At 41.3% G+C, this 15896-nt stretch carries 12 protein-coding genes; 7 read left to right on the forward strand and 5 right to left on the reverse strand.

Going from position 1 to position 15896, the window contains the following annotated elements:
- Positions 1–3 precede the first annotated feature (3 nt).
- The 6 genes from nqrF to ACO5E4_RS08845 all read left to right on the forward strand — a co-directional run bounded on the left by nqrF (position 4) and on the right by ACO5E4_RS08845 (position 5211).
- On the forward strand, positions 4–1239 hold the full coding sequence (gene nqrF, locus ACO5E4_RS08820) for an NADH:ubiquinone reductase (Na(+)-transporting) subunit F (RefSeq protein WP_314954442.1): 1236 nt from the start codon (positions 4–6) through the stop codon (positions 1237–1239).
- Between the two features lie 145 nt (positions 1240–1384).
- Positions 1385–2473: an FAD:protein FMN transferase gene (locus ACO5E4_RS08825; protein WP_485862783.1), complete on the forward strand. Its 1089-nt coding sequence runs from the start codon at positions 1385–1387 to the stop codon at positions 2471–2473.
- Positions 2474–2546: 73 nt separating this feature from the next.
- Complete coding sequence (gene nqrM, locus ACO5E4_RS08830; protein WP_485862784.1) at positions 2547–2804, forward strand: (Na+)-NQR maturation NqrM; 258 nt, start codon at positions 2547–2549, stop codon at positions 2802–2804.
- A 30-nt stretch (positions 2805–2834) separates the two neighbouring features.
- A complete protein-coding gene (locus ACO5E4_RS08835) occupies positions 2835–3041 on the forward strand; it encodes a tautomerase family protein (protein WP_485862785.1) in 207 nt (68 codons plus the stop codon).
- Positions 3042–3152: 111 nt separating this feature from the next.
- On the forward strand, positions 3153–4304 hold the full coding sequence (mnmA, locus tag ACO5E4_RS08840; protein WP_485862786.1) for a tRNA 2-thiouridine(34) synthase MnmA: 1152 nt from the start codon (positions 3153–3155) through the stop codon (positions 4302–4304).
- Positions 4305–4389: 85 nt separating this feature from the next.
- Positions 4390–5211 (forward strand): hypothetical protein, encoded by an 822-nt coding sequence (locus tag ACO5E4_RS08845; RefSeq protein WP_485862787.1) that lies wholly within the window; start codon positions 4390–4392, stop codon positions 5209–5211.
- Between the two features lie 93 nt (positions 5212–5304).
- On the opposite strand, the gene ACO5E4_RS08850 is transcribed toward ACO5E4_RS08845, so the two are convergent.
- Positions 5305–5949 (reverse strand): hypothetical protein, encoded by a 645-nt coding sequence (locus ACO5E4_RS08850; RefSeq protein ID WP_314954452.1) that lies wholly within the window; start codon positions 5947–5949, stop codon positions 5305–5307.
- 254 nt (positions 5950–6203) lie between these two features.
- Here ACO5E4_RS08850 and pckA point away from each other — a divergent pair, with 254 nt between their 5' ends.
- Positions 6204–7820, forward strand: a complete 1617-nt coding sequence (gene pckA / locus ACO5E4_RS08855; protein WP_485862788.1) for a phosphoenolpyruvate carboxykinase (ATP) — start codon at positions 6204–6206, stop codon at positions 7818–7820.
- Between the two features lie 65 nt (positions 7821–7885).
- On the opposite strand, the gene ppx is transcribed toward pckA, so the two are convergent.
- From ppx to narL, 4 genes are all read right to left on the reverse strand, one after another.
- A complete protein-coding gene (ppx, locus tag ACO5E4_RS08860; protein WP_485862789.1) occupies positions 7886–9433 on the reverse strand; it encodes an exopolyphosphatase in 1548 nt (515 codons plus the stop codon).
- Positions 9434–9436: 3 nt separating this feature from the next.
- Positions 9437–13312 (reverse strand): autotransporter assembly complex protein TamB, encoded by a 3876-nt coding sequence (tamB, locus tag ACO5E4_RS08865; RefSeq protein ID WP_485862790.1) that lies wholly within the window; start codon positions 13310–13312, stop codon positions 9437–9439.
- 21 nt (positions 13313–13333) lie between these two features.
- Positions 13334–15091, reverse strand: coding sequence for an autotransporter assembly complex protein TamA (gene tamA, locus ACO5E4_RS08870; RefSeq protein WP_485862791.1), 1758 nt, complete (start codon positions 15089–15091; stop codon positions 13334–13336).
- A 174-nt stretch (positions 15092–15265) separates the two neighbouring features.
- Complete coding sequence (gene narL, locus ACO5E4_RS08875; protein ID WP_485862792.1) at positions 15266–15895, reverse strand: two-component system response regulator NarL; 630 nt, start codon at positions 15893–15895, stop codon at positions 15266–15268.
- Position 15896: the final 1 nt, after the last annotated feature.

Consider the following 15896-nt stretch of genomic DNA (forward strand, 5'->3'; position numbering starts at 1 on the left):
TAAATGAGCGAAACAACAATTCTTGTACTCGGTGTTGCAGCCTTTACTGCTATCGTTTTAGTGCTTGTCGCCATCATTCTATTTGCCAAATCTAAATTGGTCGATTCAGGCGACATTACTATTCAAATTAATAATGATCCAAATAAAGCCATTACGTTACCGGCAGGCGGAAAATTACTCGGTGCACTTGCCAGCAAAGGTATTTTCGTGTCTTCTGCCTGTGGTGGTGGCGGTTCCTGTGGTCAATGTGTGGTAAAAGTGAAAAGCGGTGGCGGTGAAATTTTACCGACAGAGTTATCTCACATTACCAAACGTGAGGCGAAAGAAGGCTATCGTCTTTCTTGCCAGGTGAACGTAAAAGGCAACATGGATATCGAATTACCGGAAGAGATTTTCGGTGTGAAAAAATGGGAATGTACCGTTATCTCTAACGATAACAAAGCCACCTTTATCAAAGAGCTGAAATTAGCGATTCCTGAGGGGGAAGAGGTACCATTCCGTGCCGGTGGTTATATCCAAATCGAAGCTGATCCACATACGGTTTACTATAAAGATTTCGATATTCCGAAAGAATACCATGAGGACTGGGATAAATATGACTTGTGGCGTTATGTGTCCAAAGTCGATGAGCATATTATCCGTGCTTACTCCATGGCATCTTATCCGGAAGAAAAAGGCATTATTATGCTGAACGTGCGTATTGCAACGCCTCCGCCACGTCAACCGGATGCGCCTCCGGGACAAATGTCTTCTTACATTTGGTCATTAAAACCGGGTGATAAAGTGACGATTTCCGGTCCGTTTGGTGAATTCTTCGCGAAAGAAACCGACAACGAAATGGTCTTTATTGGTGGTGGTGCAGGTATGGCGCCAATGCGTTCCCATATCTTTGACCAATTAAAACGTTTGCATTCTAAACGTAAAATGTCTTTCTGGTATGGTGCACGTTCTAAACGTGAAATCTTCTATCAAGAAGACTTTGACCAATTACAAGCTGAAAACGATAACTTCGTATGGCATGTAGCGCTTTCAGATGCATTACCGGAAGACAATTGGACAGGTTACACCGGCTTTATTCACAATGTGCTTTATGAAAACTATCTGAAAAATCATGAAGCACCTGAAGATTGTGAATACTACATGTGCGGACCTCCGGTGATGAATGCGGCGGTAATCAAAATGTTGAAAGACCTCGGTGTTGAAGACGAAAACATCTTATTAGATGACTTCGGTGGTTAATTCCTTTTAGGTTACACCATAAATTGACCGCACTTAAGACGAAAGTGCGGTCAATTTTTACGGTGTTTTCCACCTTGATTTATCACACGCAAATCAATTTCAACAGTTGATTTGCGTGTGATCCATTTAATGTTAGGAAAGTATTGTGCAAATCTCTCATTTACTCGTTCGAGGGCTGACCTGTATCGCCATTGCATTCACGTTAAGTGCTTGTGATCAGAAAACAACCTCGCAACAAGCTGAAACTCAGCAAGCGTTGGTAGCTAAAAATGAACTTGTTTCCCTTAGTGGTAAAACGATGGGAACCACTTACCATATTAAATATTCTGCCAACAATGAGGTTTCTATCACGTCAAAACAAGTGCATGAACAGATTGAATCGATTCTGAAAGCGGTGAACGCCAAAATGTCCACTTACATCCAGGATTCTGAAATCAGTCGTTTTAATCAAAATACACAGACGAATACACCGATTGAAATCTCGGCAGATTTTGCACTTGTGGTTAAAGAGGCAATACGTTTAAATCAAGTGACCCAAGGGGCGTTGGATGTGACTGTTGGGCCAGTCGTTAATCTTTGGGGCTTTGGGCCGGAAAAACGCGTGGAAAAACAGCCAACACAAGCACAAATTAACGAACGACAAGCTTCGGTGGGGATTGATAAGCTATCACTCACTGAAGAGAGTGGTAAGTTTTTTCTCGCAAAAGCCGTGCCACAGCTTTATGTAGATCTTTCTTCTATTGCTAAAGGTTTCGGTGTGGATCAGGTGGCAGATTATTTAGAAAGTATTCACGTACAAAACTACATGGTGGAAATTGGTGGCGAAATTCGTGCTAAAGGCAAAAATGCCGAAAATAAACTGTGGCAGATTGCAATTGAACGACCAACCTTTGACGGTAAGCAAGCAGCCCAACAGATTATCGGTTTAAATAATATGGCGATGGCAACATCAGGTGATTACCGTAATTATTTTGAACAAGACGGTGTGCGTTTTTCCCACGAAATTGATCCGAAAACAGGCTACCCGATTCAACATGCATTAGCCTCAATTACCGTATTAGCGCCAAGCTCTATGACGGCTGACGGCCTTTCCACCGGTTTATTTGTATTAGGCGAGGAAAAAGCCTTAGCTGTGGCTGAACTGGAAAATTTGCCGATTTTTATGATCATTAAAGACGGCAAAGGTTATCGTACGGAAATGTCTTCTGCATTTAAGCAATTCTTGGCTCAGTAAAAAACAGAGTGAGAAAGGACCGCACTTTGAGTGATAAAGTGCGGTAGATATTTATATTATTTATGGAGAGATTATGAAATTATTCTTAGTGACCTTCGGGATTTTCATCCTGATTATTTTGGCTATGGCATTGGGCTATATTGTGAAACGCCAAGCGCTGAAAGGCAGTTGTGGCGGTTTATCGTCTTTAGGTATTGCCAAAGCCTGCGATTGCGATAAACCTTGCGACACTTTGCAGTCTAAATTAGATGCCGGCGATGAAAATGCCAAGGCAGAATATGAACAAAAATTTGCGCAAAAAGAGAAAGTTCAATTTTACGAAGTGAAGTAGTTCTATTTAACGTTGTGATGAGAGAACAGTATGCCCTATGTCAATATTAAAGTGACCGGTGGTGCAGAAGCGCCGACAGCTAAACAAAAAGCAGAGTTAATTGAAGGTGTCACCTATTTATTACAGAAAGTGTTGAACAAAAATCCTGAAACGACAGTAGTGATTATTGATGAGGTCGATATGGACAACTGGGGGATTGGAGGGAAAACGGTGACTTCTCGACGTACAATGAAGTGATCATGCCGCAATCTGTATGAAAGTGCCCGAAATTGTCGGGCATTTTTACTCTTACTTGATTTGCGGTAGAATACACGATTATTTATTTAGTGGAACGTTCATTATTAAACTATGAAATCACAAACCTACGAAAAACATTTCCCGAAACTCTCCGCTGAACAACTTGCCCAAAATGCCACGAAAAAAGTGATTTGTGGCATGTCAGGTGGGGTAGATTCCTCCGTGTCTGCTTTTATTCTTCAACAACAAGGCTACCAAGTGGAAGGCTTGTTTATGAAGAATTGGGAAGAGGATGACGACACCGATTATTGTACCGCTGCAGCAGACTTGGCAGATGCTCAGGCGGTGTGTGATAAGCTCGGGATTAAGCTGCATAAAATCAATTTTGCGGCGGAATATTGGGATAATGTGTTTGAGCATTTCCTTAGCGAATACAAGGCTGGTCGTACTCCGAATCCGGATATTCTGTGTAACAAAGAAATTAAATTTAAAGCTTTCTTGGAATATGCAGCGGAAGATTTGGGCGCTAACTATATTGCTACCGGCCATTATGTACGTCGTCGTGGTTCGGATAATCAAGCGGAGCTATTACGCGGTTTGGATGCCAACAAAGATCAGAGCTATTTTTTATATACATTGAGTAGTAAGCAAGTGGGACAAAGTCTGTTTCCTGTTGGCGACATTGAAAAACCGATTGTACGTGCGATTGCCGAAGATTTAGGTTTGATCACGGCGAAGAAAAAAGATTCTACCGGCATTTGTTTTATTGGTGAGCGTAAATTTAAAGATTTCTTAGCCCGTTACTTGCCGGCGCAACCGGGCAATATTCGCACGGTAGAGGGCGACATTATTGGTCGCCACGATGGTTTGATGTATCACACCTTGGGGCAACGCAAAGGCTTGGGCATTGGTGGCGTAAAAGGGGCTGGTGAAGAAGCGTGGTATGTGGTAGAAAAAGATCTGGTCAATAATGAGTTAATTGTGGCGCAAGGACATGATCACTCAGCATTACTTTCTACCGGCTTAATCGCGCAACAATTGCATTGGGTCGATCGTCAAGCGATTTGTGAACCGTTGCGTTGTACGGTGAAAACCCGTTATCGCCAAACGGATGTGCCTTGTATTATTGAACCTATTGATGACGAAAGCATTAAAGTCATTTTTGATGAACCGCAAATTGCGGTCACGCCGGGACAATCTGCCGTGTTCTATTTGAATGAAGTTTGTCTTGGCGGCGGCATTATTGAACAGCAATTAAAATAATAAGATTAGAATTAAAGTGCGGTCAGAAAAACATTTGTTTTTTTCCACCGCACTTTTTTTAGTTACTTTACCTAGCGGATCTTCTATGCGACACATTTTATTAGGATGCCTTTTAACCCTGTTTTCCACCGTACTTTTTGCTATTCCAAAAAACGATTTAGCCTTATTAAATCTAAAGGGCCCGATTAAAAAATGGGAAAGGAAATTGATTGAACGTGATAGGTCTAGGGTTTATGAACATGAGATTACCTATTTTAATCCGCAGGGATCTAAAACCAAACAAGAAATTTTAGGGAGTTTTACACAGGTATTACACTTTATTTATGATGAACAAGGGCGCTTGGTCAAATCTTTTGAGGAAGGAGACAATGTTTTTACCGAATATCATTACCGTAATAATCCGGATGACACGTTAACAGTTATTCAGACATTGAAAATGGAAGGTTCCCCAAAACGGATCATATCTGAAAACACCTATGACAAAAATGGGTTATTACTCGTTGAAAAAACAGAAGATGAGTCTTGTGAAGAAGGTTGCGAAAAACTTGAAAATGGGATGAATAAATATAGCCATCATTATGATGAGCATGGAAATATTCTGGAAACTCGAAATGAGATTTTTGGTGGCGAACCTTTTAAATATGTCAACAAATATGTTGATGGTAAATTAGTTGAACAAACGCAATTTGCATATGGTGGGCGAGAAGTGACGACTTTTGATACCAATGGAAATAAAATCAAATTTGAAGATTTTCCACCTTATGGATTTGGTGATGGTAGCGTATCTTCCGTAAAAATCTGGAAAAACACGTTGGATAACTATGGTAATGTGGTGAGAATTGAAGAGTTTGATAATCGTAATAATCCTAGCAGTACTATTGTTGAAAATTCATACGAATATTATTAGCTTAAAGTGCGGTCTAAAATTCATATGTTTTTTAGACCGCACTTGCCAATAATAAAGCCACCTATTTCGGTGGCTTTATTTTTCATTAAAAGATTAATTTTTGACAAAATCGCTAAAAGTAAGCTCGTACTCATCACCGTCCCGACTGTAGGAAATAAAGCGCGGGAATTTTTCCCCTTCATGTTTTTTCACCACAATATCTTTGCCACCGGTTTTAAATTGATAGGTGATTTCAGTTACCTCTTGTTTGTTGTATTTCACTTGTTTTTTCGTTGTATTTAGCACTACGTTTTCCATTGGATAAAGTTTTTTACCATTGGTGATCTGGAAGCTATTTGGCAACTTATCGTAATAGCTTAGCTGGAAGGCTACGGTAAATAAATCATAGGTTGGTAAGGTTAACTCTTCAGTTTGGAGTCCATTTTTTATTTTGCCGTATTCAATTTTTCGATTGGCAATTTTTGCTTCGGCATAAGGTTTCTCATTACGGGTGTCTTTGTAGCTAAACATGTTAAAAACGTTGCTACTTTGCGCACCTTTAGAGATAAACTGAATCTTGTACAAAGGTATATTGATGTTCGCTTTGATCGTATATTCAAAGCCATCAGAGTGAAAATGTACATAAGCAGGCATGAGATAATTAGAGCTGTATTTGATATTTAAATCTGTTGCTTCGGTAGCTTGGATGCTAGGAATATAAAGTAATGTGGCAAGTAAAAATAGTTTGAGTAATTTCATGTGATTCCTTTTATCTCGTTCAATTGTTGTGCAACTTAGAGCGGGCGTTAAAGCATAAGTTCCCGTTGAAAGTGCGGTGCTTTTTGGACGCGTTTTGATAAAGTGGTTAGCGTTTTCCAGAAGGCGGATGAATTCTCCTTAAAATCGAATAAAAAAGAAAGTAATGTTTAAATATTTGATCAAGATAACAGTTTTTAGGTAGGAATTTTCATAAAATAGAATCAGTTTCCATTTTTAACACAAAGAGGTGATCTATGACTGACTTAAGTAAAGTAATTAAAGAACTTGAAGCGATTGGTATTCATGATATTAAAGAGGTTGTTTATAACCCAAGTTATGAACGATTATTTGAAGAAGAAACCAAACCGGGCTTAGAGGGTTTTGAAAAGGGTACGTTGACCACAACCGGCGCGGTGGCTGTGGATACCGGCATCTTTACCGGTCGCTCACCTAAAGATAAATATATTGTGTTGGATAACACCACAAAAGACACTGTTTGGTGGAATTCTGATGCAGCGAAAAACGATAACAAACCAATGACCCAAGAAACTTGGGCGAGCTTGAAAGGTCTTGTGACAAAACAACTTTCCGGTAAACGTCTCTTTGTGGTTGATGGTTTCTGTGGTGCTAGCGAACAAGACCGCATTGCGGTACGTATAGTGACTGAAGTAGCATGGCAAGCCCATTTCGTGAAAAACATGTTTATCCGTCCGACAGAAGCTGAATTGAAAGATTTCAAACCCGGTTTCGTGGTGATGAACGGTTCTAAATGCACCAACCCGAACTGGAAAGAACAAGGTTTGAACTCTGAGAACTTCGTTGCCTTCAACTTGACTGAACGTGTTCAATTAATCGGTGGCACTTGGTACGGTGGTGAAATGAAGAAAGGGATGTTCTCTATGATGAACTACTTCCTACCGCTTAAAGGCGTGGGTGCAATGCACTGTTCCGCTAACGTGGGTAAAGATGGCGATGTAGCAATCTTCTTCGGCTTATCCGGTACGGGTAAAACAACCCTTTCTACCGATCCGAAACGTGAATTAATCGGCGACGATGAACACGGTTGGGATGATGTAGGTATCTTCAACTTTGAAGGTGGTTGCTACGCGAAAACTATTCACCTTTCTGAAGAAAACGAACCGGACATTTATCGCGCAATCCGTCGTGATGCATTATTAGAAAACGTTGTTGTACGTGCAGATGGTTCCGTTGACTTTGATGACGGTTCCAAAACAGAAAACACGCGTGTGTCTTATCCGATTTATCACATCGATAACATCGTTAAACCGGTTTCCCGTGCAGGCCACGCAACGAAAGTCATTTTCTTAACTGCAGACGCATTCGGCGTATTGCCACCGGTTTCTAAATTAACACCGGAACAAACTAAGTACTACTTCTTATCAGGCTTTACTGCAAAATTAGCGGGTACAGAACGTGGTATCACTGAACCAACCCCAACTTTCTCAGCTTGTTTTGGTGCGGCGTTCTTAACTTTACACCCAACTCAATATGCGGAAGTATTAGTTAAACGTATGCAAGCGGTAGGTGCAGAAGCTTACTTGGTGAACACCGGTTGGAACGGTACAGGTAAACGTATCTCCATTAAAGATACCCGTGGAATTATCGATGCTATCTTAGACGGTTCTATCGAAAAAGCCCAAATGAGCGAATTACCAATCTTCAATTTGGCAATTCCTAACGCTTTACCAGGTGTTGACCCGGCTATCTTAGATCCGCGTGACACTTACGCAGACAAAGCACAATGGGAAGCAAAAGCGAAAGATCTTGCCGGTCGTTTCGTGAAGAACTTCGAAAAATATGCAACAAATGCTGAAGGTAAAGCATTAATTGCTGCAGGTCCTAAAGCGTAGTCGGACGAAAGAATAAAAATCCCCGCTGATGATAGCGGGGATTTTTTATGGGAGAAAAAAATCAATTAATGAATTGATAAGGATAAGCCTAATGTCTGCAAGAAACGATGTTCTAATGCCAAATCGTTTTTCACTAGTGGGTTATTTTTTAGATAATCCGTTTCAAATGTTAAGTACCAATCTACCAAAGTGCGGTCGATTTTTAATATGATTTTTTGAGGTTTTTCTGTCGCTTGACGGGCTCGATTGAGGATAATTGCTAAGCGTAAAATGCGAATTAATGCCAGTACATCTTGCTCGTGATAACGAGAAAATTTAAACATTTCCGGTAATTTGAAATTTCCCAAGTGATAACGTACTAAGGTTGATAGTAAACGATGTTGTTCGTTGTCATAACCCGGCAATTCAGTATTGTATAAAATATAAGCAGAGTGTTTTTGTAGATTTCTGTGATTGATGACAATGCCTACTTCATGTAAACGCGCAGCCCACAAGAGAACGTCTTTTATTTCATCAACCATTTCTCGGTTTTGCCAATGTTGGTATTGCTCAAATAGTAACGATGCACTTTGATATACCCGTTCGCCCTGTGCCTGGTCAATATTAAATTGTTCCATCAGACCAAGTGCGGTGCGTTCACGAATATTATTGACTTGGAAGTTTTGCTCTAAACTATACATTACCCCTTCTCGCAGTGCGCCATCGGAATAACGCATTTTCTCAATGTGAAAGTTTTCAAAAACTGCACTTAAGATAGCCAGGCCCGGCACAAAAACATCTGTACGCTCATAGTTTAATCCGCTAAGTTGGATTTGATCAAAGTGGCTAAATTGCAGGGTTTGTTGAATGAGTTGATTTAATCGTTCAGCAGTAATAGTGCCATTCGGATCAATGTTTTCACAAATAACCTGATGGACAGTTTTAATCGTACCGGACGAGCCAAGTACTGATTGCCAACCCAAATTTTGGTATTCCCAAGCGAGATCTTCAATTTTGTTTAAAGCGCTTTGCTTTGCTCGGCGAAAGTTTTCTTCACTGATTTGACCGTGAGGAAAAAATTGTTTTGCAAAACTCACACAGCCCATGTGGCGGCTTTCGTAAATTAATGGGGTAAAGTTATCGCCGATGATCATTTCTGTTGAACCACCACCGATATCGATAACAAATTTCCGACCAATTTCAGGTTGCGTGTGGCAAACGCCTGCGTAGATGGTTTTTGCTTCCGTTTTGCCACTGATAATATGAATAGGGTAAGGGAAGACTTTTGCCGCTTGGCGTAGAAATTCCTCATTGTTCACAGCACGGCGTAAGGTATATGTGCCTACGACATTGACGTTTTCAGCAGGAAAACCCTGTAAGCGTTCTGCAAATAATGCTAAGCAGTTGACACCACGTTCAATCGCGGCTGGACTTAGCACTTGGTTCTCATCTAGCCCCTCGGCAAGCTGTACTTTTTGCTTAAGGCGGGAAAGCACTTGTAGTGTGCCATTTACGATGCGGGCAATAATCATGTGAAAGCTATTGGAGCCGAGATCAATGGCAGCAATTTCACGCACCTTGCCACGTTGCGCATGAAGTTCATTGGCTTTACTGAGTAAATTTTCGTTATTCATAGATTAAAATTCAAACTGGTAGAGTAAATCAAAGGCTTGATTAACGCCTGACACTGATTGTACATAAAGTTGTGGTAACAAGCGATAACGCAAGGTAACTTCAGCTAAGCCATCGAATAAACCCACCCCGTATTTGACTTGTAAACGTGGTGTGATATTGCCGCTTACTACCACTTTAGAACTGTCGCCGACACCTTGTGTGCCGAGATTCAGATCTTTAATTCCGAAGGCTTTTCCAATGCCGCCTACAACATTCCCGGTTTTAGCTAACCCCATACCTAATAGGGCCGCACCCACAGAACCACTTGAAGATGCATCGCCACTGTTTTCTAAAGAACGTCCGGTGAGAATGTAGGCTAAAGCCTGATCCTGTGGCATACCGGGTTCGGAGAAAACAGTAATGCTTGGTGAGCCGGCTAATCCAGTGACTTTCACGCCGGCAGTGACGCTATTGTCTTCCATCGCTTCTGGATTGCGAATGGCTTCAATATTTAAGAAGGGTTGGGAAGGCTGTCCGACAAAACTGATTAACCCTTTGCGAATAATCAAATCTTGCCCAAAGGAGGCGTAACGCCCATTTTTAAGATTAACTTCGCCGTATAAACCCAGGTTTCCCTTTTCTTGTCGTACGCTAAGTAAGCCATGCAAATAGGTTTTGAGTCCATAAGCCTTTAGACTGACATCATCTCCAATATGAATCTTCAGATTAGATTTTACCGCCATGCCGCTTCGTGTTTCTGCCGGAATATTTTTTGGCAATGTTCTTTTTGTCTTACCGTCTAAAATAACTTCGTCAGCACTGACTTCAATGGCGCTATCCGGCAAGCTTTCAATTGCGATTCGTGCTTTGGGAATCTCAATATTTCCGGATAATTCTAAGAGTTTTGGCGAGGCACTGATTTCAATATTTGGACTCATCGTTAATTTTGCCATTGATGGGATGTCCACTTTAAATTTCTCCGCTTGCGCGTTCAAGCGGGTGCGCCATTCATTGATATTCTTCCAATGGGCTTCACCGCTGAGATTTAAACGACTGTCATCTGTTTGTACAAACCCTTTTAGCGTGGAGTTGGTACCGGCAAAATGTAACGCTAATTCGCTATTTTTAATATCGAAAGGTAATGCCCGAATTTGAGCATTCAGTTGTTTAAGTTGAATATCGCCGTTCAGCGTTGGTGCGTTTAGGTTTCCACCTAATGTGAGATTAGCTTTGAGTTCCCCACTGACTTTTTCATCGTTTGCTAAAAGTTGGTTAACAATTGCAGGATTAAGATGAGGAATTGTAAAAGTGCCGCTCAGTTTACGAGTGTTAACAATATCCTGTAATTTTAAATCGACATTGATTTTGCCTTGTTCCTGAACATGAACTTCTGTTTTCAAGGCAAGATCGTTATTTGCTAAGTTGGCATTTAGCGTGACTTTGGGCATATCTAACTTAAAAGTACGGTAGTCTAATTTTTTTGCTATAGATAAGGCATTGCCGCTGATTTGTATTTCAGCAGATAGTGGTGCCTGTGTTGACCAGGCTACTTTTCCTTTACTATTTAGCTGCCCTTTTAAGATATCGTCTTCAAGTATTTTATTGATAAATGCTAAATCAAAGCGTTTGATTTCAAAAGGTATTTCACCGTTAGTGCCGACATTAAAGGTTTGCGGAAAACAAAGATCTATGTTGCTGTGCATCCAGCAATGGGCCGCAATGGTGCTTTGGGTGCTTTTATTGTCGTATGTGACAGCCACGCTTTTGTTTGTTTGTATGTGGCCAAACTCCGTTTTTAGCATAAGTTGGCTAATCGTGCCTTGCCATTGTTGTAAAGTGCGGTCGAAATTTCCGATGATATTCATGTTGGCAGCAATGGGATTTCCCTCTGAAATCAACTGCAAACTGTGTTTTTGTTCTTCTCCTGAAGCAGAGAGCTGAAGGCTATTCACCTTGATGTCATTGTAATGAAAGCCATTAAGATGGGCATTAAGTTGACCTTGAATGCGTTGTTCCGTATTCAGCTGCCCCTTAATGCTGGCTTGGGTAAGTCCTATGTCGCGGAAATGAAACTGTTTTGCGGTTAAATCCACGACAAGATTTGGGTGCATAATGTTGCCGGTTAAGGCGCCCTTGCCATTAACTGAGGCGGATAAACCGGTCAATAAACCGCTTAAATTCGGTGCATTAATATCAAGAGTAAAATCGGAGACGGAACCAAGGTTGCCTTGTGCGTTGATTTTGTTGTCGCCGTAAGTGAACGTGAGCTGTGGTACATTAAGTAATGGCTGTTCTGCCATATGTAAATTGCCGGTTAGGCTCAACGGGCGATGCGACAGTGAGCCTTGCAGATCGATGTCTGAAACCGAAATTTGTTGCTTGTCTTGAGTGATTTTTCCTTGTGAATTTAAGCTGCCGGAAATGATTGCCGGAAAATCAGCTAAGTAGGCACCAAGCGCCATCTTTGCCAATGCTAAATGCCCGTTCCATTCCACACCATCACGCCAATTGAGGTTGCCTGTTAAATCTGCCGTGCCATTTAAGGTATTGAGTTTGAGTTGATTAATCGCGATGTCGGATAAATGGGCTACGGCTTGTAATGCCAAATCGCTGTTTGGTATTCCCATACCACTGACCGCACTTTTAAGTTGTATTTGTGCGGTAGTTAAGTTGCCGTCTAGGGTGAAATTGAAATCCTGGATTTTTAACGGATCTTTGTTATTAAAAGGGTATTGTGCTTGAGGCACAGTCAAGTTCACTTGAAGCGGAAGGTTAGGTTCAGCAGCCTGAATTTGAGCATTCAGTTGTGATTCCAACGCGCCTTGAGTTTGCCATGAAAGTGCGGTCTGTTTTTTTAATGCGCCTGAAAGATGGATTTCCGCTTGGCTTGCAGGCAAAACAAGGTCGTTATTTTGGCGTATGTCATTAATTTTAGCGAAGGCATCAAATTGCAATGGGAAATCTTGTTGGAATGTCACTTGCCCATTTGCTTGTAACTGACCAAGTGAGCTTTGCACATCAAATTTAGCTAGTTTGATAGTATCATCAGTTGCGCTTGCTTGAAGTTCTACAGAAGCAATGAGGATATCTTGCTCGACCGTATTTTTCCTACTGAGACTTTGATATCGCCAGTTTTTGCCTTGCACGCCTTGAATGTGTATTGCAAAAGGCAGTTCAATTTGCTGCACTTCGGCAAGTAGCGGTTTACGCAGAGCTCGTTCCAGGTATTCCCATTGAATAGGTTCGGACACGTCCGTCTTTTTCGGTGTTTCGGCGTTGCCCGCAGTTGAGGTTAAATCATGGGTAAAACTCAAATTTTCAATTTGGGTCGGTGCTAATGTTAATCCATCGGCATTATTTAAACTTGCCGACGTATGGAATGTACCTAAAATGATTTTATTTTTATCAAGAGATAATGAGAAATCGTTAACGGCTAACCGATTGATTTGCACTGAGATAGGTAAGAACACATGTTTCATGTTCCTGTTGCTATTCTTTGGGGGCTCAGATGATGGCAGCAAAGTGGTGTCAATCAGAATGGATGGTTGTGTCAGAGTGATATCATCAATGCACATGTCTAAATGCCATAAACAGCTTAACTGTAGCTGAAGACGCGCTTCCTCAATATGGGCATCCATACCTTCTGTTTGAAAGCGCAGATGTTTTAATGTTAACCCTTCCTTTAAGTTGCCTTCTGCTTGTTCAATGGAAAGAGCATCGAGCCCTGCATCTGCCCAGTGGAGGAGTTTGTGCTGACCACTTTCTGTTGAAAGGAGGGCGAAGAGGGTAAAAATAGGTAAAAAAATGACCGCACTTACGAGGCATAAAATCCACCGCCAAAGGCGTTTGGGCGATTTTGCTTTTGTTGTTTGAGCCGTTTTTTCTGTCTGTTCTGTCATGAAGTCATCCGTTTTATGTTGCTATATTTCACTACCCAGCCCGATATAAAACTGAATGTTTTTACTCTTGTCTTTGTCTTGTATCGGGGTGGCAACATCAAATTTAATGGCGCCTACCGGCGAGGCCCAGCGCAAGCCAAAGCCCGCACCATAGCGTAATTCGTCAGGTTTAAAGCTATTTGCCGCCAGACCTGCATCAGCAAAGGTAGCTAGCCACCAGTCGGGATAAGCCTGATATTGGTATTCCATCGTTCCTGTCGCTAAACGGGAGCCGCCGACTAATTTGCCATTTCGATCTTTTGGCGAGATTTTTTTATAACCGTAACCACGCACGCTGCGATCGCCGCCGGCAAAGAAACGTAATGAGGGTGGAATTCGGTGAATATCTGCAGTGTTGAGTACGCCAATTTCTAAACGAGTAAGAAAACGGTGATTTTGCGCATAGGTTCTGACCCAAGCGGTGGACGCTTGAATTTTCCAGAAATTGATATCAGAAATCCCGAATTTACGTCCAAAATCGAAGGTAATACGTTGTGAATCACCCCAATCAGGAAAGGCACCACCGCGTAAACGGGTACGGGTTAAAGAGGTTGTCGGATATAGTAATAGCGTTTTGTCGGCGATATCCGCTTGGGTAAAGGCATCGTAGCGCAAGCGTAAACCTAAGGAATACTGCCATCCGGTAGGATGATTCCAATAACGTAGTGCGGCAAAGGTTGATGAGGTTATTTGGGTGTCGTTCTTATTTTCACGTTCAAAACCGCCGGAATATTCATAGTAATAATTCAGCGGATTTTTCAGTAGGGGCATTTTATAGGTCAGTTCGAGCGTTTGCTTCGGTGAGGAAAAATAGAGATTACTTCTGACACTATGCCCGCGATCATTGATCCAAGGTTTCGTCCAACTCCATTGGAAGCGAGGTCCAACATCGGTGGAATAACCTAGTCCGACATTCATAATATTTTTTTTTCGCGGGTAGAGCAGCACATCCACATCCACTAATTTCTTTTTATCGTCTAAGTGCGGTTGCAATAGTACTGAGCTGAACCAGTTTGAGGAGGAATAATTGTTGGTTAAGGTAGAAAAATCACTCATTAAATAGGGTTCATTTGAGTGAATGTTGAGCATGTTGCGTAAATATTCTTCTCGAATTTGCGCGTGTAAGAAATGAATGTTCCCATAGTGGTAGCGTTTTTTGCTATCGAAGGTGAGATTCCACCAAGCTTCGCGCGTGGATTTCATCACTTCTAAACGGGATTGTTCAAATTCTGCATCAAAATAACCGCGAAATAGCGCGAGTTGTTGCAGTTGGTTTTTATAATCTTCGTAAGTTTCGTGATTGAGTATGGTGCCGGTTTTAGGAACCTGTTTTTCCAGTTGAATGAATTCCGGATCTTGTTTGGCATCTCCTTTAATCACGATGTCTGTGGCGGCGATTTTTACCGGTTCCCCTATAGTAATGTGAGCGATTAATAGCGGTTTGTTCTTGGCTCGTGGTTTTAATTCAAATTGAATCTGGTGATCATAATACCCTAAAGCACGCAGACCTTTATCAACGGCTTTGCTGACAATATTTTGATAACGTTCGGAACCGTCTGCCTCTTCTTTATCGATGGCGTTGAGGTGAATCTGGATATTGTTTTTTAAAGCGTCGTTTTTTACCCCATCAATTTGTAAATCAACGAGATGTTCAGCGTAGGCAGAGGAATGCCAAAATAAGCACGAAAATACAAGTGCATAGAAACGTTGAGTCGCTTTTTTATTGAACAATTTCTTCATATAACTCCCACATTAAACCTTGGTAGTTTACTCGTTAGGTTTTGTCCCTGCAATGTTTCGCTTATACAAAGTGCGGTGGATTTTTTCGGTATTTTTAAGAAAAAGGAACGAGTAAATTGATAACAAAAAAATAGCCGACAATTTGGTCAGCTATTTCTTGTGAAATTATATGATTTAGCCGTTTTTATGCTCAAAATAAAGCACTGTTGCGGCAACACGTGAGTGAACATTAAGTTTACGTAGCAAATTACGAATGTGTACTTTGACGGTTTCTTCCGAAATAAACAATTGGCCGGCAATTTGTTTATTAGAAAGACCGGTTGCCACTAAGCGCAATACATCAATTTCACGATCGGTAAGAGAGTCAATAGGACTTTGCGAAGATTGGCGCTCTAATAAGAGATTTTTAATGGAATCACTGAGGATAACCTCACCTTGAGCGATGCGTTTTAGTTGAGAAAGCAATGTGTCGGGTTCGGTATCTTTTAATAAATACCCGTCTGCACCGGCATCAATTAAGGTGAAAATATCGTTTTTAGCATCAGATACGGTCAAAATGACAATGCGTGCATCAACGTCTTCTGCTCTTAATGCTTTAAGCGTATCTAAACCGGAGAGTCCTTTCATATTCAGATCTAAAATAATGAGATCCGGTGAGGTTTGTAGCGCTAAATTAATCCCTTCAGAACCATTCCCTGCACCACCAACAACCTCGAAACCTTCTTCTAATTCAATAAGTTGCTGTATTCCACGGCGCATTAATGGATGGTCGTCAATAATTAAAACTTTTAATTTTTCATTCATG

The sequence above is a fragment of the Aggregatibacter sp. genome, assembly GCF_057314075.1.